Annotated in this window: 21 protein-coding genes and 1 tRNA gene; 13 read left to right on the forward strand and 9 right to left on the reverse strand. The window is 45.2% G+C overall.

Annotated features, from left to right (window positions below; translation table 11 throughout):
• Positions 1 to 37 precede the first annotated feature (37 nt).
• Entirely contained in the window at positions 38 to 487 is a 450-nt protein-coding gene (locus CPG39_RS13385; RefSeq protein WP_096294055.1) for a hypothetical protein, read from the reverse strand.
• A 441-nt stretch (positions 488 to 928) separates the two neighbouring features.
• On the opposite strand from CPG39_RS13385, the gene CPG39_RS13390 reads away from it, so the two are divergent.
• The 6 genes from CPG39_RS13390 (at position 929) to grxD (ending at position 5,492) form a co-directional block, all read left to right on the forward strand.
• Positions 929 to 1,005: transfer RNA gene (locus CPG39_RS13390), tRNA-Val, on the forward strand.
• A 326-nt stretch (positions 1,006 to 1,331) separates the two neighbouring features.
• Positions 1,332 to 1,769 carry a CreA family protein gene (locus CPG39_RS13395; RefSeq protein WP_419866152.1) on the forward strand — a complete coding sequence of 146 codons (438 nt, stop codon included), beginning with the start codon at positions 1,332 to 1,334 and terminating at the stop codon, positions 1,767 to 1,769.
• 112 nt (positions 1,770 to 1,881) lie between these two features.
• Positions 1,882 to 3,135 carry a glutamyl-tRNA reductase gene (hemA, locus tag CPG39_RS13400; RefSeq protein ID WP_096294056.1) on the forward strand — a complete coding sequence of 418 codons (1,254 nt, stop codon included), beginning with the start codon at positions 1,882 to 1,884 and terminating at the stop codon, positions 3,133 to 3,135.
• Entirely contained in the window at positions 3,132 to 4,211 is a 1,080-nt protein-coding gene (gene prfA, locus CPG39_RS13405) for a peptide chain release factor 1 (protein WP_096294057.1), read from the forward strand. Before hemA ends, prfA begins: the two co-directional genes overlap by 4 nt.
• 32 nt (positions 4,212 to 4,243) lie before the next feature.
• The gene (gene prmC, locus CPG39_RS13410; RefSeq protein WP_096294058.1) at positions 4,244 to 5,080 is read left to right on the forward strand and encodes a peptide chain release factor N(5)-glutamine methyltransferase; all 837 of its coding nucleotides are present in this window, start codon (positions 4,244 to 4,246) and stop codon (positions 5,078 to 5,080) included.
• Between the two features lie 103 nt (positions 5,081 to 5,183).
• Complete coding sequence (gene grxD, locus CPG39_RS13415) at positions 5,184 to 5,492, forward strand: Grx4 family monothiol glutaredoxin (protein ID WP_096294059.1); 309 nt, start codon at positions 5,184 to 5,186, stop codon at positions 5,490 to 5,492.
• 80 nt (positions 5,493 to 5,572) lie between these two features.
• Here grxD and CPG39_RS13420 read toward each other — a convergent pair whose 3' ends face one another.
• Positions 5,573 to 5,992: a YqaA family protein gene (locus CPG39_RS13420; RefSeq protein ID WP_096294060.1), complete on the reverse strand. Its 420-nt coding sequence runs from the start codon at positions 5,990 to 5,992 to the stop codon at positions 5,573 to 5,575.
• A 445-nt stretch (positions 5,993 to 6,437) separates the two neighbouring features.
• Positions 6,438 to 7,076, reverse strand: coding sequence for a calcium-binding protein (locus CPG39_RS13425; RefSeq protein WP_096294061.1), 639 nt, complete (start codon positions 7,074 to 7,076; stop codon positions 6,438 to 6,440).
• 191 nt (positions 7,077 to 7,267) lie between these two features.
• Here CPG39_RS13425 and CPG39_RS13430 point away from each other — a divergent pair, with 191 nt between their 5' ends.
• Together CPG39_RS13430 and CPG39_RS13435 are read left to right on the forward strand one after the other, a co-directional pair.
• Positions 7,268 to 8,824: an adenylyltransferase/cytidyltransferase family protein gene (locus CPG39_RS13430; RefSeq protein WP_096294062.1), complete on the forward strand. Its 1,557-nt coding sequence runs from the start codon at positions 7,268 to 7,270 to the stop codon at positions 8,822 to 8,824.
• A 103-nt stretch (positions 8,825 to 8,927) separates the two neighbouring features.
• Positions 8,928 to 10,103 carry an alkaline phosphatase PhoX gene (locus tag CPG39_RS13435; protein WP_096294063.1) on the forward strand — a complete coding sequence of 392 codons (1,176 nt, stop codon included), beginning with the start codon at positions 8,928 to 8,930 and terminating at the stop codon, positions 10,101 to 10,103.
• 72 nt (positions 10,104 to 10,175) lie between these two features.
• On the opposite strand, the gene CPG39_RS13440 is transcribed toward CPG39_RS13435, so the two are convergent.
• The 6 genes from CPG39_RS13440 to rplU form a co-directional block, all read right to left on the reverse strand.
• Entirely contained in the window at positions 10,176 to 10,793 is a 618-nt protein-coding gene (locus tag CPG39_RS13440; RefSeq protein WP_096294064.1) for a hypothetical protein, read from the reverse strand.
• 51 nt (positions 10,794 to 10,844) lie between these two features.
• Positions 10,845 to 11,960, reverse strand: a complete 1,116-nt coding sequence (locus tag CPG39_RS13445) for a DUF1624 domain-containing protein (RefSeq protein WP_096294065.1) — start codon at positions 11,958 to 11,960, stop codon at positions 10,845 to 10,847.
• A 59-nt stretch (positions 11,961 to 12,019) separates the two neighbouring features.
• A complete protein-coding gene (gene proB, locus CPG39_RS13450) occupies positions 12,020 to 13,129 on the reverse strand; it encodes a glutamate 5-kinase (protein WP_096294066.1) in 1,110 nt (369 codons plus the stop codon).
• Entirely contained in the window at positions 13,123 to 14,187 is a 1,065-nt protein-coding gene (cgtA, locus tag CPG39_RS13455; protein WP_096294067.1) for an Obg family GTPase CgtA, read from the reverse strand. The genes proB and cgtA overlap by 7 nt, the downstream gene beginning before the upstream one ends.
• Before the next feature lie 107 nt (positions 14,188 to 14,294).
• On the reverse strand, positions 14,295 to 14,552 hold the full coding sequence (gene rpmA / locus CPG39_RS13460) for a 50S ribosomal protein L27 (RefSeq protein WP_096294068.1): 258 nt from the start codon (positions 14,550 to 14,552) through the stop codon (positions 14,295 to 14,297).
• An 11-nt stretch (positions 14,553 to 14,563) separates the two neighbouring features.
• Positions 14,564 to 14,875, reverse strand: a complete 312-nt coding sequence (gene rplU / locus CPG39_RS13465) for a 50S ribosomal protein L21 (RefSeq protein WP_096294069.1) — start codon at positions 14,873 to 14,875, stop codon at positions 14,564 to 14,566.
• A gap of 147 nt (positions 14,876 to 15,022) precedes the next feature.
• Between rplU and ispB the strand changes: the two genes are divergently transcribed.
• The 5 genes from ispB to CPG39_RS13490 all read left to right on the forward strand — a co-directional run bounded on the left by ispB (position 15,023) and on the right by CPG39_RS13490 (position 24,511).
• The gene (gene ispB, locus CPG39_RS13470; RefSeq protein ID WP_096294070.1) at positions 15,023 to 15,991 is read left to right on the forward strand and encodes an octaprenyl diphosphate synthase; all 969 of its coding nucleotides are present in this window, start codon (positions 15,023 to 15,025) and stop codon (positions 15,989 to 15,991) included.
• 369 nt (positions 15,992 to 16,360) lie between these two features.
• Positions 16,361 to 20,029 carry an ATP-binding protein gene (locus CPG39_RS13475; protein WP_096294071.1) on the forward strand — a complete coding sequence of 1,223 codons (3,669 nt, stop codon included), beginning with the start codon at positions 16,361 to 16,363 and terminating at the stop codon, positions 20,027 to 20,029.
• Between the two features lie 21 nt (positions 20,030 to 20,050).
• A complete protein-coding gene (locus tag CPG39_RS13480) occupies positions 20,051 to 20,473 on the forward strand; it encodes a response regulator (RefSeq protein ID WP_172424131.1) in 423 nt (140 codons plus the stop codon).
• A 5-nt stretch (positions 20,474 to 20,478) separates the two neighbouring features.
• Complete coding sequence (locus CPG39_RS13485; protein WP_096294073.1) at positions 20,479 to 23,889, forward strand: EAL domain-containing protein; 3,411 nt, start codon at positions 20,479 to 20,481, stop codon at positions 23,887 to 23,889.
• Positions 23,882 to 24,511, forward strand: coding sequence for a DsbA family protein (locus CPG39_RS13490; RefSeq protein WP_231990316.1), 630 nt, complete (start codon positions 23,882 to 23,884; stop codon positions 24,509 to 24,511). The genes CPG39_RS13485 and CPG39_RS13490 overlap by 8 nt, the downstream gene beginning before the upstream one ends.
• Positions 24,512 to 24,743 lie beyond the last annotated feature (232 nt).

Raw genomic sequence — 24,743 nt, forward strand, 5'->3', positions numbered from 1 at the left:
TGCCGCACTGCTTATCCAAGCACATCAGGTTTATATCTTAGAAGCAATTATTTTTATCAGGGTTAACGCTGCATGACCATTGAAGATGATGAATGCCGCCCGCTTTATTGACTAAATAATCAGCTCTCAGTTGTTTGTTTTGCTCTACGGTTAAAGAAGCTTTCTCTGGTATAAATCTTTCTTCGCTCCAGAATCTGATTCTGCAAAATTCATCATTGGGATTGCAGAGTCTATTAATAGCCGCACTATAGATCGTTTTGTCAGTATACTTACTATGATCAATCAGCACCAAATGCACAAATTTCCCTGAAGTCCCCAATTCCACAGTACGCACAACCCGCCACCCAATACCGCTTTCCAAGTGTGAGGCAGATTCTGCTGCTGGTTCATCTTCATCATGTTCGTGTTCTTCGTCTCCATGAGCAAAGACACTAAGTGGCAGGACAAGTAGTGTTAAAAAAAAGAAGTCTAATACTAATTTGCGCATAAATTCTCCTCGGCAAAATGCCAATTCATTATTCTATAAATATATAGCTCTTCGCTTGCTTCTAACTTATTGCATCCAAATTAATTCCTTTACTTAATCTGGATGATGCTTGCAGCGGGCGAGTATACTCGAAAATTTGAATATGAACATTATTGAAAATTTAATTTTGCTAATAAAGTATTCAGCATTTAGCCAGATTCAAGAAATGAAATTTTAAAACCTCATTTCAAAATTATTGATATTTAGTCTTGATAATAAGAAATATTCTTCATTATCTGTAGTGCTTTCACATGCTGTAGGGTTATATTACCCAGAACTCATGATTTTTTTGTATTTTTGGAAAATTTAGCTTTGAATCAAAATCTTTATTATGAATCAATTCATCCAATTCAATTAATTATTTGTAGCAGCTAGTTGTTTCGGTTAAAATCCGTTTTTTTCAGGCGCGTAGCTCAGTTGGTTAGAGCACCACCTTGACATGGTGGGGGTCGTTGGTTCGAATCCAATCGCGCCTACCAATTATCAAATAATATCTTCTGTTATTTTCGATTGTATGAGTTAGGGATTTAATGACACCTATTCAGTTTGTGTCACTCCAAGAAAAATGAGCGGAATGATACGGGTTTTAAAATTCTTGATTAATGTTGCTGGAATTGACTATATATGCAACTTACATATCTGCCAGAACTCAATGACATTAATTCGCAAGATTGTAGTCAGAGATTGGAGTTAAATAGAAGCAGAATCAGTATATGCTATTGAGTTTTATCGGGAGAAAATTATGCAAAGTTTTAAAGTTGTCAGTACCAAGAGCTTATTAAATGCATTGTTGATTGGTTTTCTAATGCTGCAAACAACTTCTCATGTGATGGCAGAAAAAATTGGTAGCGTTTCCACTAAATTTAAAGTGTTAGGAGCAAACGATAAAATCGTAATCGAGGCATTTGATGATCCGGATATTGCTGGAGCCACCTGTTATCTAAGTCGAGCTAAAACAGGAGGGGTCAGTGGTATGGTAGGGATTGCTGAAGATACTTCAGATGCTTCAATTGCATGCCGGCAGATTGGTCCGATTTCTTTGCCTGAGAAAGTAAAAAATGGTGATGAGGATGGAACAGAAGTTTTTAAAAAGAGCACATCGCTACTATTTAAATCTTTACAGGTAGTGCGATTTTATGATGCCAAAAGAAATGTCCTCATTTATTTAACTTATAGCGACAGAATTATTGAAGGATCACCAAAAAATAGTATTTCAATAATTCCAATTACCCCGTGGCATTAAGTATCCAGAGCAAGTGAAATAAATTAATTGCATTGATGGTATTTAAGAAAACCTAATATTATAATTACCAATCATTTCTTTCTAATTGTTCACCTTGGCAACATTATCTTCCATGCAATTATTTGCTTTTGGAATCAATCACAACACCGCGCCACTGGATGTGCGTGAGCAAGTTGCTTTTCCTGAAAATACGATGGAGCATGCGTTACGCGATCTGGTTGGGCGCAATCCAATAAAGGAAGCTGCCATCGTTTCCACCTGCAATCGTACTGAAGTATATTGTTGCACCGAAAGCCCCGAAGATGCTGTCATATGGCTGGCCGACTTTCATCATTTGCCGACTCGTGAATTGGATCCGTACATATACAAATTGCCACGCGAGCAGGCCGTGAAACATGCATTCCGGGTTGCCAGTGGTTTAGATTCGATGGTATTGGGCGAACCGCAAATACTGGGACAGTTAAAAAGTGCGATTAAATCCGCAGAACATGCAGGGACACTAGGATTATTACTGCACAAGCTGTTTCAGCGCACGTTCTACGTTGCTAAGGAAGTTCGAACCTCGACTGAGATAGGTACTAGTTCTGTATCAATGGCTGCGGCGGCTACGCGCTTGGCTGAACGAATTTTTGGTGATATTGCCGAACAGCGGGTTTTATTTATCGGCGCGGGTGAAATGATCGAATTATGCGCTAATCATTTTGCGGCCCGTAATCCCAAAAAGATTACGGTTGCCAATCGGACTACTGAGCGCGCCGAAGCATTAGCCAATCGTTTTAATGCACAGGCTATAACTTTAAGCGAATTGCCCGAGCAATTGGCGTTGCACGATATCGTGGTAACTTGCACAGCAAGTCCCTTGCCCATACTGGGTAAAGGTATGGTGGAGCGCGCAATTAAAATACGCAAACATCGGCCGATATTTATCGTTGACCTCGCTGTGCCGCGAGATGTTGAATCCGAAGTGGCAGAACTCGATGATGTTTTTCTTTATTATGTCGATGATCTATCCGAGATCGTCAAGGAAGGGCTGGATTCACGTCTTAATGCGGTTACACAGGCTGAAACTATCATTGATTCGAATGTAGTTGATTTTATGCGCTGGTTTGCCACGCGTGAAATGGTTCCCACAATTCGCGCGTTACGTGATCAAGGTGAACGTCATCGTCGGCATGAATTGGCTAAAGCCACCAAATTGCTTGAAAAAGGTGAAGATCCAAAGAAAGTTATAGAAGCTTTAAGTACCGGTTTAACAAATAAATTCTTGCATATGCCTTCCAATGCTTTAAATCAGGCAGCAGCGGATGAGCGTGAGGAATTAGTCGAATTGATTAATCGACTGTATCAACTGCACCGTCCCCAATGAACAAAAATATCATGGATCGGCTCACTCGTCTGAGTGTGCGTTTGGACGAATTAAATCATTTGCTGAGCAGCGAATCTGCAACTGCAGACCTGGATCACTACCGTAAACTTACGCGCGAGCATGCTGAAATTGTTCCGATTGTTGAGCTTTATCGGTCTTATCAGCAATTTGAGCGTGATGTGCAAACGGCGCGGGAGATGCATGCCGATTTGGATATGCGTGCATTTGCCGAGACTGAAATCCAAACTGGAAAAGAAAAACTGATTCAGATCGAATCGGAAATACAAAAGCAATTACTTCCGAAAGATCCCAATGATGAGCGCAATATTTTTCTCGAAATACGCGCAGGAACGGGAGGGGATGAATCCGCTTTGTTTGCTGGAAACTTGTTTCGCATGTATTCACGCTATGCAGAAAGACAACGTTGGCAAGTGGAGATTATTTCGCAAAGCCTGTCGGAAATTGGCGGATATAAAGAGATTATCGCTAAAATTATTGGTTACGGCGCATATTCGAAACTTAAGTTTGAATCCGGTGGCCACCGTGTTCAACGTGTACCCGTAACTGAAACTCAAGGTCGTGTGCATACCTCTACATGTACCGTGGCTATTATGCCTGAGGCGGATGAAGTGAGTGAAGTGGTTTTGAATCCCGCGGAATTACGTATCGATACCTTTCGTGCTTCCGGTGCCGGCGGTCAGCATATCAATAAAACCGATTCAGCCGTGCGTGTGACTCATCTACCCACCGGGATCGTTGTGGAGTGTCAGGATGGACGTTCGCAGCATAAAAACAAGGCACAGGCATTGAGCGTGTTGGCGGCGCGCATTCACGACAAACAAATGCGTGCGCAGCACGCGGAGCAAGCAGCTGCACGGAAGTCATTAGTGGGTACCGGTGAACGCTCGGAACGGATTCGTACCTATAATTTTCCACAGGGACGGGTGACCGATCATCGTATCAATCTTACGCTCTATAAGATGGATCAGATTATGGATGGGGACATCGATGAGCTTTGTTCGGCACTCATGGCCGAGCATCAGGCTGAGTTGTTAGCTGCATCAGTGCAAGAATAATCAGTGTCTGCTGATCGTTCTAAATCATTGCTATGCCACTTGTAACGATCTCACAAGCACTGGCTGCGGCGTACTTGGAAATTGACGCTATTGATGCAATTCTGTTGCTACGGCATGTGTTATCCGTGAATCATGCTTTTCTGCTGACTCACCCTGATCAAGCATTAACTGTACAGCAATTCGAGAAATTTTCCAGCTTGGTTCAGCAGCGCATCGAGGGCTTGCCAGTGGCGTATCTAATTGGAAAACGTGCATTCTTCGATTTAACGTTTAAAGTTACGGAAGCGGTGTTAATTCCTCGTCCTGAAACTGAATTACTGGTTGAGTGGGCGCTCGAGCTGATACCGTCTCAAAAATTTTGTAAAGTGCTGGATTTGGGTACAGGCAGTGGCGCGATCGGGATTAGCATTGCCAAGCATCGTCCTCAATCTCAAGTCATTGCAGTTGATTTATCGCCTGCTGCTATCGATGTTTGTCAAAGCAATGTAGAGATTCTGGAAGTGGCTAATCTAAATGTCATAAGGGGAAATTGGTTTGATGAACTTTCAGGGGAGAAATTTGATCTGATTGTATCAAATCCACCTTATGTGGCTGAGGATGATCCTCACTTGCAGCAAGGCGATCTGCGATTTGAACCGGAAATGGCTTTGTCTGCAGGAGAATACGGTATGGCCTGCATTACTCATATTATTAATGCAGCACCGGGTTATCTGGGTAAGGAAGGATGGCTATTACTGGAACACGGTTATAATCAAGCTGAGACTTGCAGGCAATTGTTACGTAATAAGGATTTTAGTAATATTTGTTCTTATCCAGATTTGGCTGGCATAATGCGGGTAAGTGGCGGTCAACTGAGTTCGTCAATCTAAACCATAAAATTACATTATGGTTCTAATGTACTAATTAATTAGTTGTTTTCTTGTATTTTCTGTATAAAACTTTTGGGAATAATCTTTTGGAGAAATTAATACTATGAACGTTGAAGATTTAATCGAACAGCAAATCACTAAACATCCGGTGGTACTTTATATGAAAGGTACTTTGGATCAACCACAATGTGGTTTTTCAGCAAATGCTGTGAATATTCTTAAAGCTTGTGGTGTTGATGATATTTTCTCGGTTGACGTTCTGGCAGATCCGGAGGTCAGACAGGGTATCAAGGATTTCTCCAACTGGCCCACCATACCCCAGCTATACGTGAATGGTGAATTTATCGGCGGCTCGGATATCGTGACAGAGATGTATCAGTCTGGAGAGTTGCAGAAACTGTTCGAGAACTAACTGATTCCAGTTAGAATAATGAGCCACGATTCAGGGTGTTTACATCCATAAACGACTGAATCGTGCAAGCAGGCTTAGAGCTAATTGATTGCTGTTGCAATAATCCAATAACGGGCAAACTTACCCGCTGCAATAAATAATAGCGCCCATAACCAATTGGTTCGTAACCATCCGGCAGCCACGCATAACACATCACCGATCAGAGGCGCCCAGGATAAAAGCAGAATAGGGGTGCCGTGCTGTCGCACCCATTCCAGACTTCGCGTATTGCTACCTAATTTTTTATGCAATGTTTTTTCATCCGGTAGTAACCGGCCAATAAGATACGAACTCATCCCGCCCAATGTATTGCCGATAGTTGCCAAAATAAGCGCTTGCCAGTGGAGATCAGGGTACGCCAGCAAGACACCTACAAGAACAGCTTCAGATCCGCCTGGAAGAAGGGTGGCAGCCAGGAAACTGCTGGTGAATAAGGCCAGCAGACTCGATTGTTCATCCATAACATGATCCAGAATTAAAAAGTTTTATAGTTTAACCTGATATTTTGTACACCGATGAAGATATCGCAAGGAATAACATGGCAAGGTACTCATTCGTCAGGATTCTGGAGGTTATCGCATCCAATAACGATGCGATTCTATCGCTGACTTTTGAAGATAGATGTTGAGAAGCGCTCAATGTTGAACTAAGGGGTCTCATAGATTATGAATCGTATGAGTAGAGAAAAGCCCTTAGAAATTACATTTGACTACTCATAACCTGGGGTTGCTTTGAATCGATGGATGAAATCGACTCAGTGATTAAATTGAACGCAGGTGATTGCAAGCTTGTTTTGTGGTTATCCGGAAAACATCGGATTCCGTATTTCAGGATAATAAATTGCTTCCAGTTGATGCTGGAAGCAATTTATTAACTTATAAATCAATAATATAGAGTTTAGTGATATCAAAGTGTAAAGACAATCATGTCTGCTGTGATTGAGTTCAGGTTTACACCCACCAGCTCAATGTAGGCTGCACCGCCGAGGAATTCAGCAGTAAACCCATCATCTCCGTTATCCACAAAATTGGTGATATGCGGAAGTAATTCTGAAACTTGAGTGATTCCAAGTACTTCAGAATCAAAAAACAAGCGATCTTCACCGATGGTGAAATCAGCAATCTCAAAGTTTCCAAGCCCATAAAAACCGAACGTATCGTTACCCGCTCCGCCATTGAGCCGGTCAAAATCCCCCGCTCCAGGGGCAACGAGGCTAACAGGTACGCTACCGCCTGCAAGCAAGATGTCGTTACCATTGCCGCCAAATAATCTTTCGGTACCTTCCTGTCCATCTATAATGTCGTCGCCGTCGCCGCCGTTCAAAATGTCATTGCCGGCTCCGCCGGTGATGGTATCGTTTCCTGCACCGCCATCGATTTCATCGTGACCGGCTCCGCCTTCCAGAATATTATCCAGTTCATCACCGATAATGAGTAAATCGTTGTCGTCGAATCCGGCAGATCCGATACCGTCGAATCCGATGCCATCAATGAATTTAATAGCTCCTGATCCTAAGTTCGGGCGAGGTACTGTTTCTACTGCCATGATGTGATCTCCTGATTATGTATTGAATTGATGCGATTTTTTTGATACCTCCTCATTAAAACAATGATGAGAATGATTCCTATTATAGTGAATAATGATTAAAATGCAATCATTGATAGGGATCGTTACACGAATAGACTTGATTAAGCGATGATAAAAAAAATAGAAACCCGCATAACGGCCGGCTCCTTATGATCCGGAAATTGAACGAGCGGTTGCTGCAGGGGAGAGATCTGATCGCAGCAGGTAAATTCAATGAGGCGGATGAGATAGTCGGTAGGCTTAAAAGTGAAAATCCGCTGTCTCAGGACGTTGCCCGCTTATGGTGTTCTTTGGCGATGCGTACCGGACGCACGGCTGAAGTACCGGCTTATGCGGCAGTCATTTATGAGCATGTGCAGGGTGATTTTCATAAAGCGCATTGGGCGCATGTGCTGGGTACCGCGAGTTTTATTTTGCTGGATCTGTCAGCGTCGCAAGCACATTTTACAATCGCTTTGAATCATTTAATGGCACTGGCTAAATCCGGTAAGATCCCGCCACAAAAGGAAGAAACCAAACCATTACGAAGCGGGACGAATGCTTTTGCCTCGGGTGAAGCGGAAAAATTGTTGTGGGTCACCTGCGCGAAATTAGCGCAATTGAATATTCCCGCATTTCCCTTTGCGGGTACTCTGCTGGGTTTAGTGCGTAACGGCTGTTTATTGGATTTTGATAAAGACATCGATATCGCGGTGCAAATGCAATCCTGGGATGCCTGCTGCGCTGCGTTGGAGCAAGCAGGGTGGGAGAAGGTGCCGATGCGCATCCAATATGCCAATTATCGTGATTATGTGCATCCGGAATTGGGAGTTACGTTAGATGTCTGCGGTTTGCAAGAGAAAGGGAAGCAAATTGTGGGCGGTTTTGCCTTGCCTGGCTATCCGGATGATTATCAACGCGTATCGGTTTTTCCAAAAATTGACTTGATTCAGAGAAATACTGAGCATGGGACTGCTTGGTTTCCACGTCAGCCGGAAAAGATTCTGCGGGCATTTTATGGGGATTGGCGCACGCCCAACCCCAACTGGGATACAGTCGTGTCCGCGCTCAATCTGGAGAATTTTACTTTGCTGGTACGCTGCTACGCATATCACCGGCTGATACAACATTGGTTACTGGGAAACCTGGCCAAAGCATGGTGTTATGCGCATCAAATTGTATTGAAAGACCCCGATGATGTCCTTGCATTGCGGGGTCGTCAATGGATGGAACACGCGATGGTGCGTTTGAACCGTGAAATACCGGCATGGCCGAAGAATCAAGTACAGAAACGCATCTATACGCGCATGGTAGCTGATTTATTTCACGAGGGACATATCAACTTTTTACGGGCGGCACGTGCGTTGGGCACGCATTTGACAGTCTGTGTGGTGTCTGACGAGCGTGTGATGGAAAACAAAGGAAAATTACCGGTTATGAAGCAGGCGGAACGGGCTGCGGTTGTGGCTGCCTGCAAATATGTCGATGCCGTGATGACGGAAACCCCGCCGGGAGTTACGCCGGAATATATGCTGCGGAACGGTTTCGATATTTATACTTTCGCTTGCGTTTCCGAACAGGAGCGTCAGGAGAAATATAAACTATGTCACATGTTGCCGGATGCGATGATTCAGGAATTACCCTATACCCCCGGTATTTCAACTTCCGATCTAGTCATGCGTATTCAGGAAGGTGCGGGGAGAAAACATACCGGTGCGAAGAATTGACTGCATACATCAGAATAGAAGCTGAAATAGTGTTGTATTAATTCCTTGTACTGGAAGGGCAATATCATAGTATGGCATTTTCCAAAAAATAGGTTATTGGATAATGCGCAAATTTGATATTAAAGACGTTAAGCGCCGCAGATTTTTGCAATACGGTTTTATGGGGTTGGGTGCGTTTTTTGGCAACATTCTGTTACCATCACCCGCCCGAGCTGCAGCTTCTTCATTGTTATCCCTGGGAAACTTGGGACCTCCAGATGCTAATGGGATATGTTTGCCTCCGGGTTTTACTTCGCGTGTTGTGGCTTACTCAGGGCAAAAGCTTTTTGGTTATACCTGGCATGACGCGCCGGATGGCGGTGCTGTTTTTCGTATAGCCGATGGGGGTTGGATTTATGTATCCAACAGCGAGATTGATCATGGCGGCGGCGGTGTGGGTGCTTTACGTTTCAATCCGCTGGGAGAGGTGATTGATGCGTATTCCATATTAAATCAGACGGATCGTAATTGTTCCGGTGGTAAGACACCGTGGTGGACATGGTTATCATGCGAAGAAGTCGATAGAGGAATGGTATGGGAGTGCGATCCGTCAGGAAAAAGGGCCGCGCAACCCAGAAGCGCTTTAGGTTTATTTCGGCATGAAGCGATTGCCGTGGATTTCGCACGAAAACAAATTTATCTGACTGAAGATGAGCCGGATGGCCGTCTTTATCGTTATACCGCTGATATGGTCGATGCGAAAGGAAATCCTGATCTTGATCATGGTGTGCTGGAAGTTGCGGAAGTAATAGATAAAAGCACTGGAACAGTGTACTGGCATGCTGTACCCGATCCATTGGCGACCTTGGTGCCTACGCGTAAACAAGTTTCTGCCAGCACCTCATTTAATGGAGGAGAGGGTATTTGGTATCGATGGGGAATCGTCTATTTCTCAACCAAAGGAGATAATCGTGTTTGGGCGTATGATGTTCTAAAACAATCCGTAAGGATTATTTACGACGCTTCATTGTATCTAGAGCCCATACTTACCGGAGTGGACAGTATTACGGGCAATGCTGCGGGAGAGTTATTGATTGCTGAAGATGGCGGAAATATGGAGCTTGTCGCATTGGCAGAAGGTAAAGCTAGACCTATATTGCGAATCGTCGATCAGGATAGCTCGGAGATAACCGGACCTGCTTTTAGTCCGGATGGATCACGCTTATATTTTAGCTCCATACGCGGCAAGACCGGATTACTTGAAGATGGCTTGACCTATGAAATTACAGGACCGTTCTAAAGTAATCCTCATTTCTCTGAATCCTTCCGATTTCTTTTGGGAAACGATAAATTGCGGTCGCTGTATTGATTTTTAGCGTACCAGACTCTTGAAAGATCCAACGGATGGAGGCGATGTCAGGTCGGTTCTTTTGAATTTAATTAAAAATAGCACGGTATGCATATTAAAATGTGTTTCAGCTATAAACGGTGCGGTTGTACCTACGAAACGACCGGAGGGTATCTCAAAGATATCTAAATGAAACCGAGCATATCCTGTTTGAGAATCTGCTTCATAAAATGAAAGCTTGGGTAACGAAATGGGAATTAAAGCTGCTGAAATTGGAGGAATTCCAAAGAAGGTGTTGGCGTGCTCCGTTCCTAAAGAATCGACGACAATATTCATGCGATAAGTGGCAGACTCGTCTTGTGCGATATAACCTTGCTGCCCTAGCCAACCTGCAACAACTCCTTTTACTAAATCCTTATCTCCGCTTATCCCGAATAGATCAAGCTTAACTATGGAGCCTTTAGGGATGGGCAAGGAAAAATCTGATGATTGGGAGATACTACGCATTACCGCTTCGCTTATTAATAGCTGTTCAGTGGCTGTTCTGGCTGAACTGGTTATTTTCTGAGTTGTTGAACATCCTGCTAAAAAAACTGTTAAGCCCATGACTAAGCACAGTGTATTAATTATTTTTATCCGCATCAATTTGTTTCCTTTTATATTGATTCATGTATTTTTCGATCATAGCTCATTTTACAGAAAACGCAATAAGCTTTGCCGGTAACGGTATTTCAGTGAGCGGTAAACACGGCAGACCGGATATAGAATGATCAGTGCCGCTAGCGTGATTGCGTAGGTTTGTTCCAGGCTGCCGCGTTCAAATAGGAGTTTTAGTACTGTCAGCACGCAGAAGTGGGTTAGATAAAAGAATAGGGCGGTTTGCCCGAAGACTAGCAAAGGTCCGTTGGGATTGACGGTCCGTTTCATAGATTCCAGACGCATTAGCAGTGCTAAAATAATCGCCATCAAACCCAGTTCCAGTAAGGTATAGGTGAGACTCGGCGGATATTTGCTGACATGTAGCCACTGTATTAGCGTATTTCCTTCCAGGTACATGAACATGTTGCCATAACCATCCAGGCCGCGAATTATTACAAACAAAGTCAACATAAACCAACCGATGGTCATCAGCAGGCGTGCAATTGTCCGTAAATCGAATTGGGTTGCGATGAACCATTGGCCGAACGCCCAACCCAGGAGCATGATACCCAGCCATGGCAATGCAGGGTACAGCACGGTGTAAGATTCCCCGAATACCGGCGCAAAAGTGATGGCCAACCAGAAGGGAGTCTCGCTGCCGGGCTGCCACAGTAGCATAAGTAATAATTCACTTCCGGCAATGATCGACACTGACAGTAACAAGACCATGCGGATTCCAAGTCGCTGTAGAGGAGCCATCAACATCATGCTGATGCCGATGGCATAAAGGACCTGGAATATAGGTTTGCCAGAAACCAGAGAAAACAAGCATAAATCAATCAAGGTAATAAAAGCGCCCCGAAGCAGTAATTCGCGTTCAATGACCGCATCATTGATACCTTGCTGCCGTTGCTGGAAATTACTGATGGCAATGGATGCGCCAGCTAGAAAAATAAAAGTGGGCGCGCAGATGTGAGTGATCCAGCGGGTGAAAAACTGATCGGAAGCAAATTGCACGCCAGGCTCATATAGCAGGAAGGAATCCGCAAAAATCCGATGGGTGTTGAAATACCATGAAGCGTGATCCAGTGCCATCAGTATCATGACAATTCCGCGCAACCAATCAATGGCAGCGATGCGTTGTATGTTGTTATCGAATGAGGTAGTCATTGATGTTTGCAGGTAAAATCAACGGGAGGGGAAACTCGGTATATAGTTCCAGCTACAAGCTAAAGCAGTACAAGATTATTTCTATGGATGAGCTCCGGTTCATCGACATAGCCCAATAGGACTTCTATTTTACTGCTGGTTTGCTGCAGGATTTTCTGTGTTTCTACCGCACTGTAATTTATCAAACCGCGGGCTATCTCTCTGCCTTCCTTGTCGAGACAGGCTACCGTTTCTCCGCGCTCAAACTCACCCTCCACGCTAGTGACTCCAATGGGCAACAGACTTTTTCTATCGACGCAAAGCGCTTTTACAGCTCCCTGATCCAATGTGACATAACCGCGCACCGGCAAGTAATCAGCCAGCCATTGCTTGCGTGCCGCCAAAACAGGCATTCTGGCTAGGAAGCGTGTGCCGATAGCCTCGTCCTGACTCAGCCGCACCAGCACGTTATTTTCGTGACCGGACGCTACGATAGTATTCGCGCCGCTACGGGCAGCGCGTTTGGCGGCGATTACTTTGGTTTGCATGCCGCCGCGGCTGATACTGCTACCTACGCCACCAGCCATTTTTTCCAATGCAGAATCACCAGCATTGACTTCCTGTAATAGTTTTGCATCCGGATTTTTGCGGGGGTCGCTTGTATATAAACCAGCCTGATCCGTCAGTATTACCAGTACATCCGCTTCAACCAGATTGGTCACCAGTGCTGCCAGTGTGTCATTGTCGCCAAAACGGATTTCATCCGTCGCTACCGTATCATTCTCGTTAATGATGGGAATGATATTGAGTTTTAACAAGGTGGTCAGAGTGGAACGGGCATTAAGATAGCGTTTCCGGTTGGATAAGTCTTCATGAGTTAGAAGTACTTGGGCAGTTTGCAAATGATATTGTGAAAAATTTGAGGCATAAGCTTGCGCCAGTCCCATTTGCCCTACAGCGGCCGCAGCTTGCAATTCGTACAGTGCGGTAGGACGGATTTCCCAGTTGAGTCGTTGCATACCTTCAGCGATTGCGCCTGAAGAAACCAGCACGATATCTTTATTCATCTGTTTTAATGTGGCAATTTGTGCTGCCCAGCCGGCCAAGGCGGAATGGTCTAGCCCCTTACCCTGATTGGTTACCAGACTGCTGCCTACTTTGATAACGATACGGCGTGCTTGCTTTAACATTGATTCGGGATCTCATTTTCCACAATAGAATTGCCCTCTTGTGGTGGCAAATGCTGCTCCAGATATTCCATAATGGCATAGATTAGATGTTTACATCCTTCACCTGTCAATGCGGAAATAATAAAGTAATTTTCTTTCCATTCCAATTTGTCGACAAATTGACGACATAGCTCGTCGCGCTCTTGTTCCGGCATCATGTCAGTTTTATTTAAAACCAGCCAGCGTGGTTTCTGAGATAAAGATGCATCAAACTTTTCCAGTTCCTTGGCAAGTGCCCGGGCCTCATGAACGAGATTGGTTTCCGCATTGAGCGGTGTCATGTCGATCACATGTAATAATAAACGGGTGCGAGTCAGATGCTTCAAAAAGCGATGCCCTAATCCAACGCCTTCGGCAGCGCCCTCGATCAATCCAGGAATATCCGCCATGACAAAGCTGCGATTATGATCAACTCTAACCACACCGAGATTCGGCTGTAAGGTTGTAAATGGGTAATCTGCAACCTTCGGGCGAGCGGCAGAGACGGCACGAATGAGCGTAGATTTTCCGGCATTCGGCATGCCGAGTAACCCTACATCAGCAAGAACCTTGAGTTCCAGCTTCAGTTCCAATTCCTGTCCTGGTTCTCCCTGAGTGAATTGACGTGGCGCACGGTTGGTGCTGGATTTAAAGTGCAGATTGCCAATTCCGCCAGATCCGCCTTTGGCCAAAAGAATTTTTTGCTGATCGTGAGTCAGATCCGCGAGGGTTTCACCGGTATTGATATCTTTGATTATTGTGCCTACCGGCACGCGCAGCACAATATCTTCGGCACTTTTGCCATAACGGTCTGAACCTTGTCCATTCTCGCCCTTCTTGGCCCGATGTATACGGGCGAAGCGATAATCGATCAAGGTATTAATATTGCGATCCGCCACAGCAAATATACTGCCGCCGCGTCCGCCATCGCCTCCATCGGGTCCACCTTTGGGAATATATTTCTCCCGCCGGAAACTGGCGACCCCATCGCCGCCTTTACCTGCATAAACTTGAATGATCGCTTCATCAAAAAACTTCATAAGTAACGGGGTATAAATTTCCTGTGTAGTATTTTGTCCTGCAAACAAAAAAGCCCCATCACATCTGACAGGGCTTTTTAAGTAAGTGAGTTATTCTATTTTATTCTTTATGCGGGAATTACGCTTGCTACTTTACGTTTGAAAGCACCTTTGATACTGAAGTTTACTTTTCCCGCTACTTTGGCAAATAAAGTATGATCCTTGCCAATGCCTACATTTTCTCCCGGATGAACCTGCGTACCACGTTGTCTGATGATGATCGATCCCGCTGAAATTAATTCACCACCATAGCGCTTGACTCCAAGCCGTTTTGAGTGTGAATCGCGTCCATTTCTTGAGCTTCCGCCTGCTTTCTTATGTGCCATTTATCAACTCCTTAAGCTGAAATACCCGTAATTTCTATTTCAGTGTAATTTTGACGGTGACCTTGATGTTTTTGATAATGTTTGCGACGTCGCATCTTGAAGATGCGAATCTTGTCGTGCCGTCCTTGACCGAGCACTGTTGCGCTTACTTTGGCGCCATTTACAAGGGGTGCTCCTACTGATACTTTATCACCATCAGCCACCATTAATACTTGATCGATAATAAGCTCGCTGCCGTTTTCCACTTTCAGCTGCTCTATTTTCAATTTCTCGCCCACTTGGATTCTATATTGCTTACCGCCGGTTTTTATGACCGCATACATACTTTAACTCCATGCTTCCCTTTTTCAGAACCGGGAATTATACCTAAATAACCCTTGATTGTGGTGGAAAATTTCTGACAATTTATCATTATGCTTGACACTTGGGCATTGTCATTCCTAACATAGCGTTTTCTACAAGGTAATATTGTGTCAATAGAATATATTAGAAGTTTTATCGCTCAAGATATGAGCATTGTTGATAATGTCATTCGGGAAAAATTACATTCCCACGTCCTGCTGATTCGTCAAGTGAGTGAATATATCATCAATAGCGGCGGCAAACGCTTGCGTCCCGCGTTGGTAATATTGTCTGCGGGTGCTTTTGGTTACTCAGGAAAATTTCATTATAACTTGGCAGCTGTTATCGAATTTATTCATACCGCCACGCTACTGCACGATGATGTGGTGGATGAATCGGAATTACGACGAAACAGGGAAACCGCTAATGCGCTGTTTGGTAATGCAGCGAGTGTTTTAGTAGGTGATTTCCTCTATTCCCGGGCTTTTCAGATGATGGTGGAAGTCGATAATATGCGTGTGATGCAAGTGCTTGCCGATGCGACCAATACGATTGCCGAGGGTGAGGTTTTACAGCTGCTTAATTGCCGCGATCCACAGGTCTCTGAAGAAAACTATCTACAGGTTATACGGTTTAAAACGGCCAAATTATTCGAAGCGGCAAGCCGGCTCGGGGCAATACTCGGGAATGCTACATCCGAAGAAGAAAATGCAATGGCAGTGTATGGTATGCATTTAGGTACCGCGTTTCAGCTTGTAGATGACATGCTCGATTATTCCGGGAATAACCATGATATCGGTAAGAATCTGGGCGATGATCTGACTGAAGGAAAACCTACACTGCCTCTAATATATGCCATGCGCACAGGCACGCAGGAGCAAGCAAATATCATTCGCAAGGCGATCGAAGATGGTGGAAAAGATGGTTTCCAACCCGTTCTCAATGTGATTCGCCAAACTGCAGCTTTAGAATATGCAAAGAAATGCGCTGAAGCTGAGGTGACAACTGCAGTAGCTGCAATCGCTGCCTTGCCCGATTCAGAAAATAAAAAATGTCTTTTGCAACTGGCAAGCTTCGCAGTGACACGCAACCATTAAAATAATTAAAGTTTGGATCGATTGTTTCCATTTGAGTCGAAATTTCCTAATCCGAGTCATTAGGAAATACCTCTCTGAGAAACACTTGTCATATCAGCTTTCAATTTGCAGATTCGGCCTATTTGCTGGCTGATCATTAATTAAAGCTTTTACAAAAATCTGCGCAAGTCTTTCTGGTTTATCCGTGATAGTGTTTTGTTACAGTAACTTTAACCGATTTGACAGTAAGAATAAAAGCAAGCCATTGTATTGTGATACTGAATCTGGAAATTCTCACCAATAAGTTAAGTCTTCAGTGCTTGAAAATCTGATCAAAAGATAGCTGATGTTTAGTGTTTTTTGAGCAACCCTCCGCATTGGGAGATATTTATGCATGAAGTTTCATTCTACCGGCAATTATTTGAAGCGAGCCCGCATCCATACTTAATTTTGCGGGCGGATGACAATTTTACAATTGTTGCAGTAAACGATAAGTATCTCGAAGCCACTGGTACATGCCGTCAAACGATTGTAGGTTGTGATTTGTTCGATATTTTTCCTGATAATCCAAAAGAATTGGTAAGTGAAAGTGTTGCTGATTTACGCGCCTCTCTAAATCGTGTACTTAATAAAAAACACCCGGATGTCATGGGGGTGCAAAAATACGATATTCCGTTGCCGGATAACAGCGGTCATTTTGTGCTCAAATACTGGAGTCCGATGAACACGCCTGTATTTGGAACCGATGGGCGGGTAGCCTATATTATTCATCATGTTGAAGATGTGACCGAATTCGTTGCCAGTCATGAGCGCATCAATAATGATCATGAGGTACAGTCGAAATTGAATAAGGTAGAGGCGCGTGCTGAGCGGATGCAAGCGGAAATCCTGCGTCGTACGGTTGAAGTCAAGGAAGCGAATCGTTCATTAAAGTCGGCGTTGGAGGAATTATCCGTCGCTAATCAACGCTTGACCGAGCTAGATCATCTCAAATCAGAATTCTTTGCTAACGTCAGCCATGAATTGCGTACACCACTGACATTAATTCTCGCGCCCTTAGAAGATCGTTTGCGCCAACTTCCGAATAAGGGTAGCAAGCCGACTAAAGAGCGTCGCGAAATCGAATTAATGCTCCGTAATGCTCGTCTTCTATATCGTCATGTGACTGATTTGCTCGATGTGGCCAAATCTGAAGCGAATTGCATGAAGGTTTACTCGGCAAGTTTTGATATTGCGCAGCTCATCAGGATGACAGCGAGTTACTTCGAACAAGCGGCACATGATAGAAACATCATTCTTAATATAATTTCCCCAAGAACATTAGTAATAGAGAGTGACAGCGAGAAACTGCAACGTGTGTTGTTGAATTTGCTTTCAAATGCATTCAAATTTACCTCTGATAATGGTTGCATTACATTATCTCTTACTTCCACGCAGAATGACGTCCAGATCGACGTGCAAGATACCGGCCCGGGTATTCCGAAGGCAATGCGTGAGCGTGTATTTGAGCGATTCACGCGAGTCGAGAATGCAACCGCTGTGAATCGGAATTACGGTGGTACCGGATTGGGGTTAGCCATTGTCAAGGATTTTGTTGATTTGCTGGGCGGTAAGGTCACTCTTGAGGATTCTCCGGGGGGAGGGGCATTATTTAAAATTGTTTTTTCACTCAAAGCACCAGTGAGATCGGTGCTGCTGGATAAGCCTTCTTCACTTGATGAGATTATTCTGCACGAAGCTGTGGAAGAGCTAGAAAGAAACAAGTTAACCGAATTAACCGTGGTTCCGGTACCCACTGATAATCAGAAGCTTATTTTGATTGTAGAAGATAATATCGATATGAATCAGTTTATTGCTGATAGATTGTGCGGACATTATCGTGTGATCTGCGCTTACAATGGACAGCAAGGATTGGAGCAGGCACTGAGTACTGTCCCCGATGTCATTCTCTGTGATTTGATGATGCCGGTGATGGGAGGGCATCAAATGATATTGGCATTACGTCAATATCCGCATCTGATTGATGTGCCGGTGATTATGTTGACAGCCAGAGTGGATGAGGCGCTTAGGTTGGAGCTGCTCAGACTGGGTGTACAGGAGTATCTGAATAAGCCTTTTGTCGTGGATGAATTACGTGCGCGAATCAACAGGCTGATAACCGAGCGTCAGCGTGTCCAGGAACAACTGCGTGAAAGCGAGGTTCGCTTTCAGGTGATATTTGAACAGGCGGCCGTCGGAATAGGGATAGTTTCTTTGGAAGGAAGATGGTTGAGGGTGAATCAAAAGTTCTGTGATTTGGTGGGTTATCGTCATGACGAGTTACCATTCCTTACTTTTCAGGAGATCACTTATGCGGAAGATCTTGACACAGACCTGAGCTATGTACAACGAACATTGGCAGGTGAAATCTCTACTTATTCTTTGGAAAAGCGCTATATCTGCAAGGATAATAGTCTTATCTGGGTCAGCCTCACCGTATCGCTGGTGCGGAAGCAAGATCGCACCCCGGATTATTTCATTACTATCATTCAAGATATTCAATCTCGCAAAGAAATTGAAGCGAATTTGAACGATGCCAAACGGATCGCGAATTTCGGTCATTGGCGATGGAATTTAGACACCAACACGCAAATCTGGTCAGAGGAAATTTTTCATATATTTGGGCGTGATTTGGATTTGCCACCGGCGAACTACCAGGAAGTGGTGCAATATTTTACAGCGGAGAGCTGGAGCAATCTGTCTGCAGCTGTGGAGAAATGCATGCGTGAGGGGGTAAGTTATCACTGTGACGCAGAAGTAGTGCAACCCGATGGCAGTCACCATTGGGTTGTTGCTCGAGGTGAAGCCATTCGCAATGCCGAAGATCAAATTATTTCGTTGCATGGCACGGTACAGGATATCACCGTGCGCAAGCTGGCCGAAGTCGCATTGCAACAGAGTCAAGAGCAACTCAAATTGTTCATTGAATACGCACCTGCGGCGTTAGCCATGTTCGACCGGGGCATGCATTATCTTGCATGCAGTCAACGGTGGCGCAATGATTATTCTCTGGGTGATCGTAATTTGCTGGGGTTGTCTCACTATGATGTTTTTCCGAATATCGGTGCCGAATGGAAAGCCATCCATCGGAGATGCCTGGCGGGAGAAGTGATTCGTAGCGAAGAAGATCGATATGTTTGGGTCGATGGCACTATACAGTGGCTGCGCTGGGAAGTACGGCCTTGGTTAACGGGTAATATAATTGGCGGCATAGTTATTTTTACTGAAGATATCACCCAGCAGAAACAAGCCGAGACAGCGTTGCAACAACTCAATGACGATTTGGAAAAACGCATTGCCGAGCGCACTGCTGAATTAAAAGCGCTTAACCAATCTTTAGAGAGTTTTGTATATTCCGTGTCTCATGATCTGAAAGCACCACTACGTGGAGTTGAAGGATACAGTCGTTTGCTGGAAGAGGATTACTTTGACCGGCTAGACGATGAAGGACGCCTGTTCATCAACAACATTCGCACGGGGGTGACGCGTATGAACGAGCTGATCAATGATTTGCTGGCTTATTCGCGTATGGAAAGATGTAAGCTGGAATCCCATGAATTGGATTTAACGCTATTAATTCATCAGGCGCTGGCCGAGTACAATGAAGAAATTACTTTGCACGCTATTGAAATTGTCGCCGATTTCCCCCCATTTAAGGTTTATGGTGACCGAGAAGGTTTGGTGCTGACACTACGGAATTTGTTGGGAAATGCGATCAAATTTAGCCAGGGTACGCCTCATCCAAGAATAGAATTTGGCGCTTGCCGGAATAAAGATCATGTGATTCTGTGGATTCGTGACAACGGTATCGGTTTCGACATGAAGTATAATTCACGCATATTTGAGATTTTCGAGCGCTTGCACCGACTGGAGGATTATCCCGGGACGGGTATCGGCTTGGCATTGGTGAAAAAAGCCATGCAACGTATGGGCGGCCGGGTGTGGGCACAAAGCAGTCCGGGCGAGGGTGCGACTTTCTCAATTGAATTGCCTGCCGCAATGGAAAAACCGGAAGCGTAGTAAGGGAGTATTTCATATATTATGAGTGCATATCCACCGATTTTACTTGTTGAGGATAATCCACTTGACGTTGATCTGACGTTACGTGCTTTTCAACGGCGCAAGCTGGCCAATCCCGTCTTGGTCGCTCGCGATGGAGAAGAAGCGCTTGCCTGGATACCACGCTGGGAATCGGGCGATACATTGCCGGTGGTGATTCTGTTAGATCTTAACATGCCGCGCGTGGATGGTTTGACGGTGCTGCGGACATTAAAATCGCACCCGCTATTGCGTCGTATTCCGATCGTAGTTTTGACCACTTCCAAAGAAGATCGCGATATTCAAGTGGCTTATGATTTAGGTGTTAATTCGTATATTGTTAAGCCGGTAGGTTTTGATAATTTTATGGATGTGGCGCAGCAAATAGAACTGTATTGGTGTGTTATCAATGAACTGCCGAAATAGTTGCGATGCGTGTTCTGTATATTGAAGACTCCGCCAGTGATGCTGATCTGGCTTGTCGTGCTCTGGCGCGCACAGCGCCGGAAATTGAGCTGGAAATAGCTACCACACTGACCGAAGGATTAGAAAGGTTAACTCCTTCGGAGAATTACGATGTGTTGTTAACCGATCTTTCTTTGCCGGATGGCTCCGGTCTGGAAGCACTGGCGCGTGTACGGGACCAACGATTGTCCACAGCAGTTGTAATTCTTACCGGTTCAGGCGATCAAGGTTCTGCGATTGCAGCACTCAAAGCCAGCGCGGATGATTATCTGATCAAGCGGGATGATTATCTGGAGCGCCTGCCACGTATTTTACGTAATGCTCTGGAACATTTTCACAATAATGCCGAGCGTAATCGACCGGTACTGCGAGTGTTGTATATCGCGCATAGTGTCATGGATATCGATCTTATGCATCAGCATTTCGCTTTGTACGCACCCCATATCCACTTGACTGCAGTAACTGATGTGCATGATGCACTGGCACTTCTTCCAATTGATCCGATGGAACAGGCTACACAATTCGACGTGCTCTTGCTCGAGTATTGCATATCAGGCACGGATGACTTAGCGCTCATCAAATTGCTGCGCAACGAACGAAAACTGGATCTCCCTATTGTGCTGGTTACGGATCAGGGGAGTGAAATTGCCGTGGCACGTGCATTGCATATGGGTGTGGATGATTATTTAACCAAGCATGCAGGGTATCTTTATGAAACTACGGCAATATTGGAGAAAGTGCAACATCAGGCAGAATTGGCTCGTGAGCGGATTAGTCTGAAGAAAACCAGTTTGCGTCTTTCGGATTTGCTTGCTGCCAGTCCGACAATTCTTTATAACCTTCGTGTTGTGGGAACAACATTTCAGTTGGTTTGGGTCAGTGAAAATATTGAGCGTCTGCTTGGGTATACTCAAGAGGAAGTCATGGTTGAGGGATGGTGGAATTTGCATGTGCATCCCGATGATCGCGAAGCGGCATTGACTCATCAATCCGAGTTGCTGGCGGTAGGCCAGCTTACATATGATTATCGATTGCTGCATCGTAACGGCCAAAGCGTTTGGATTCATGATGAATTAAGACTCGTGCGCAGCATAAACGGTAAGCCTCTTGAAGTGGTCGGTGCATGGCTGGATGTCAGTGAACATAAACGGACTGAATTAATCCGCCAAGCCCATCAATCTGCATTGAATCTGATTGTGGCTAATCAACCGCTTCCTGTAATTCTAAAGGATATTGCACAACGGCTTGAGTCAATTAATCCGGAGATGCTGGTTTCGATCTTGCTACTGGATCAACACACCGGGCGGCTAAAGCATGGTGAAGCACCGAGTTTACCGGATGATTACAACGCCGCTATCGATCAACTGAAAATTGGTGAAGGAATAGGTTCCTGCGGTACCTCGGCTTGGCGAGGTGAACCTGTCATAGTGGCCGATATCGATCATCATCCCTATTGGCAGTCTTATCTGGAATTAACGCGTAAAGCCAATCTTCATGCATGCTGGACAATACCTTTCAAGAATGACGCAGGAAAAGTTTTAGGTACTTTTGCGATTTATCACCGGACACCTCGTGAACCTTCCCAGGCTGACCTGGGGCTGATCAATGAGTTTGCTTTGCTTACTGCTTTAGCCGTGCAAAAGGTGTATGCGGCTGAATCATTGAAGCAAGCGGCCGCCGTATTCGAGTCAACCCGGGAAGGCGTTGTAATCACCGATTTGCAGCCAAGAATCGTTGCTATCAATCGCGCTTATGCCGAAATTACCGGTTACAGTGAAGAACAGGTACTCGGAAAAAATCCCAGGATTATTAAATCGGGGCGTCATGATAAGTTGTTTTATCAAGCCATGTGGGCAAGTCTTACAAAAACCGGGTATTGGCGTGGCGAAGTATGGAATCGCCGCAGGAGTGGCGATGTTTATCCGCAATGGCTGACAATTAGCACCGTATTCAATGACAGAAATGAGCCTTGTAATTATGTAGGGGTATTTACTGACATCACCCAGATAAAGCAATCTGAAGCGCGCCTGGCACATCTTGCACACTATGATGCATTAACCGGCTTGCCAAATCGCTTATTGGTACAATCCCGGCTGCATCATGCGATTGAACGCACATTGCGGCATGGCAATCAGATTGCTGCACTGTATCTTGATCTGGATCGATTCAAGAACGTAAATGACAGTCTGGGGCATCCCATCGGGGATGAACTCCTGGTTATGTTAGCTTTGCGTCTGAAGAAGCGATTGCGCGAGGAAGATACATTGGCACGATTAGGCGGCGATGAATTTCTGGTTGTGCTCGAAGATATTAAAGATACCAATGAGCCGGCTATGGTAGCGCAAAACCTGATTGATTTGCTGGCCACGCCTTTTTCCTTACCCAGCGGACATGAGATATTCATTAATACCAGCATCGGCATCAGCCTTTTTCCGACCGACGCCAATAGCGTAACTGAACTCATCCAGCACGCAGATATGGCAATGTATTTAGCCAAGCAAGAGGGCCGTAATACCTATCGCTATCATACCGATGCTTTAAGCATTGCAGCAAATGAGCGCCTGGTGCTGGAGACACAGTTACGCCAGGCCTTGAGCGCCGGCGAATTCGTGCTGCATTATCAACCTTTGATCGATGCACGGAAGGGTCAGGTAATGGGTGTTGAAGCTTTAGTACGTTGGCAGCCACCTGATAAAGCGATGGTGTCTCCCGGAAAGTTTATCCCGATTGCGGAAGAAACCGGATTGATCGTTCCGCTTGGTGAATGGGTTTTGCGAACTGCGTGTGCTCAGGGACGTGCCTGGATGGACGCAGATTTTCCACCGTTTGTTATGGCGGTTAATCTATCGGTGCGGCAGTTTCAATCGGAGAATCTGGTCGAATTGATCCGCCAGGTACTGGAGGAGACAAAACTACCTGCGGCTTGTCTGGAGCTGGAATTAACTGAAAGTATGTTTATGGAGCGTGCTGAACAGTCGATCGAAATATTGAAAACCCTGAAATTTCTTGGGGTGCGTTTGTCGATAGATGATTTTGGCACCGGCTATTCTTCTTTGACCTATCTCAAGCGTTTTCCTATTGATAAATTAAAAATTGATCAAAGTTTTGTGCACGGTTTGGCTTATGATCCTAATGATCGCGAAATTGCGGCTACCATTATTGCCATGGCGCGGAATCTGAAGCTTGATGTGCTGGCTGAAGGCGTGGAATCCGCACAGCAACTGGATATTTTAAATCAACAGGGTTGTGATTATTATCAGGGTTACTTTTTTCACCACCCCGTACCGGCGCAGGAACTCGAGGTATGGTTCCGTGAAAACAAACGCAATCACAACCTACAAGAAATCTTGAATACGAAGAATGAAAGAGATGGATAAAACTAGGCTGTATTACATCCATGATCCCATGTGCAGTTGGTGCTTCGCATTCAGCCAAAGCTGGGACGCATTGCAACGGGATCTGCCGCAGGATGTTGAAATTGCTTATGTCGTGGGCGGGCTCGCTCCGGATACCACGGAGCCGATGCCGCTCGCCACACAGAAGATGGTGCAACAGGCGTGGCAACGCATCGAACAAACCGTTCCCGGAGTTCATTTCAATTGGGATTTCTGGTCGCGCAATACGCCTATCCGCTCGACCTATCCGGCCTGCCGGGCAGTGCTGGCAGCCAAAAAGCAACGTGCGGATGCCGAGGCGGAAATGATCCGCGCTATTCAAACCGCCTATTATCAACAAGCGAAGAATCCCTCATTGCCAGAGACCTTGCACGCCTGTGCCCGAGAGATTGGATTGGACGTACAAGCCTTTGTCGACGATTTAACGAGTGCGGCGATAGAAAGTGAGTTGCAGCAGCAAATTCAACGGGCAAGAAGCTTGGATGTTTATTCATACCCTTCCCTGCGGCTGATGCACAACCATGCCGTGTTTCCCATCGCCGTCGATTATCTGACTCACCGCGCCATGCTGGATGAGATAAGCGCTATCAAATTCGAGAAGTAGCCGGGTTTACTTGCTTGACTGTAAATTATTATCATTGAAAAATCGGCTATCGGCTATCGGCTATCGGCTATCGGCCATCAACAGTCAGTCACCATTTTCCAGTGAATGGCTGGTCAGCCTTGAAAAACGGTCATTCAGCGACAGCCAAGTGCCAAAACTGCACGGTGTAATGGGGTGATACTTATTTTAAACAGTGACAACTTTTAATCTGTGCGGCGTGAAAACGAAGAAC

The organism is Nitrosomonas ureae (genome assembly GCF_900206265.1).
Lineage (GTDB): Bacteria > Pseudomonadota > Gammaproteobacteria > Burkholderiales > Nitrosomonadaceae > Nitrosomonas > Nitrosomonas ureae_C.

Excerpts from the sequence above, each read along its gene's own strand:
- CPG39_RS13475 (WP_096294071.1), top strand. The coding sequence starts at position 16,361 with ATGCATGAAGTTTCATTCTACCGGCAATTATTTGAAGCGAGCCCGCAT.
- CPG39_RS13385 (WP_096294055.1), bottom strand. The coding sequence starts at position 487 with ATGCGCAAATTAGTATTAGACTTCTTTTTTTTAACACTACTTGTCCTG.
- hemA (WP_096294056.1), top strand. The coding sequence starts at position 1,882 with ATGCAATTATTTGCTTTTGGAATCAATCACAACACCGCGCCACTGGAT.
- CPG39_RS13480 (WP_172424131.1), top strand. The coding sequence starts at position 20,051 with ATGAGTGCATATCCACCGATTTTACTTGTTGAGGATAATCCACTTGAC.
- prmC (WP_096294058.1), top strand. The coding sequence starts at position 4,244 with ATGCCACTTGTAACGATCTCACAAGCACTGGCTGCGGCGTACTTGGAA.
- rplU (WP_096294069.1), bottom strand. The coding sequence starts at position 14,875 with ATGTATGCGGTCATAAAAACCGGCGGTAAGCAATATAGAATCCAAGTG.
- prfA (WP_096294057.1), top strand. The coding sequence starts at position 3,132 with ATGAACAAAAATATCATGGATCGGCTCACTCGTCTGAGTGTGCGTTTG.
- CPG39_RS13425 (WP_096294061.1), bottom strand. The coding sequence starts at position 7,076 with ATGGCAGTAGAAACAGTACCTCGCCCGAACTTAGGATCAGGAGCTATT.
- grxD (WP_096294059.1), top strand. The coding sequence starts at position 5,184 with ATGAACGTTGAAGATTTAATCGAACAGCAAATCACTAAACATCCGGTG.
- proB (WP_096294066.1), bottom strand. The coding sequence starts at position 13,129 with ATGTTAAAGCAAGCACGCCGTATCGTTATCAAAGTAGGCAGCAGTCTG.
- CPG39_RS13440 (WP_096294064.1), bottom strand. The coding sequence starts at position 10,793 with ATGCGGATAAAAATAATTAATACACTGTGCTTAGTCATGGGCTTAACA.
- CPG39_RS13490 (WP_231990316.1), top strand. The coding sequence starts at position 23,882 with ATGGATAAAACTAGGCTGTATTACATCCATGATCCCATGTGCAGTTGG.
- CPG39_RS13430 (WP_096294062.1), top strand. The coding sequence starts at position 7,268 with ATGATCCGGAAATTGAACGAGCGGTTGCTGCAGGGGAGAGATCTGATC.
- CPG39_RS13485 (WP_096294073.1), top strand. The coding sequence starts at position 20,479 with ATGCGTGTTCTGTATATTGAAGACTCCGCCAGTGATGCTGATCTGGCT.
- CPG39_RS13395 (WP_419866152.1), top strand. The coding sequence starts at position 1,332 with ATGCTGCAAACAACTTCTCATGTGATGGCAGAAAAAATTGGTAGCGTT.
- CPG39_RS13435 (WP_096294063.1), top strand. The coding sequence starts at position 8,928 with ATGCGCAAATTTGATATTAAAGACGTTAAGCGCCGCAGATTTTTGCAA.
- rpmA (WP_096294068.1), bottom strand. The coding sequence starts at position 14,552 with ATGGCACATAAGAAAGCAGGCGGAAGCTCAAGAAATGGACGCGATTCA.
- CPG39_RS13420 (WP_096294060.1), bottom strand. The coding sequence starts at position 5,992 with ATGGATGAACAATCGAGTCTGCTGGCCTTATTCACCAGCAGTTTCCTG.
- CPG39_RS13445 (WP_096294065.1), bottom strand. The coding sequence starts at position 11,960 with ATGACTACCTCATTCGATAACAACATACAACGCATCGCTGCCATTGAT.
- cgtA (WP_096294067.1), bottom strand. The coding sequence starts at position 14,187 with ATGAAGTTTTTTGATGAAGCGATCATTCAAGTTTATGCAGGTAAAGGC.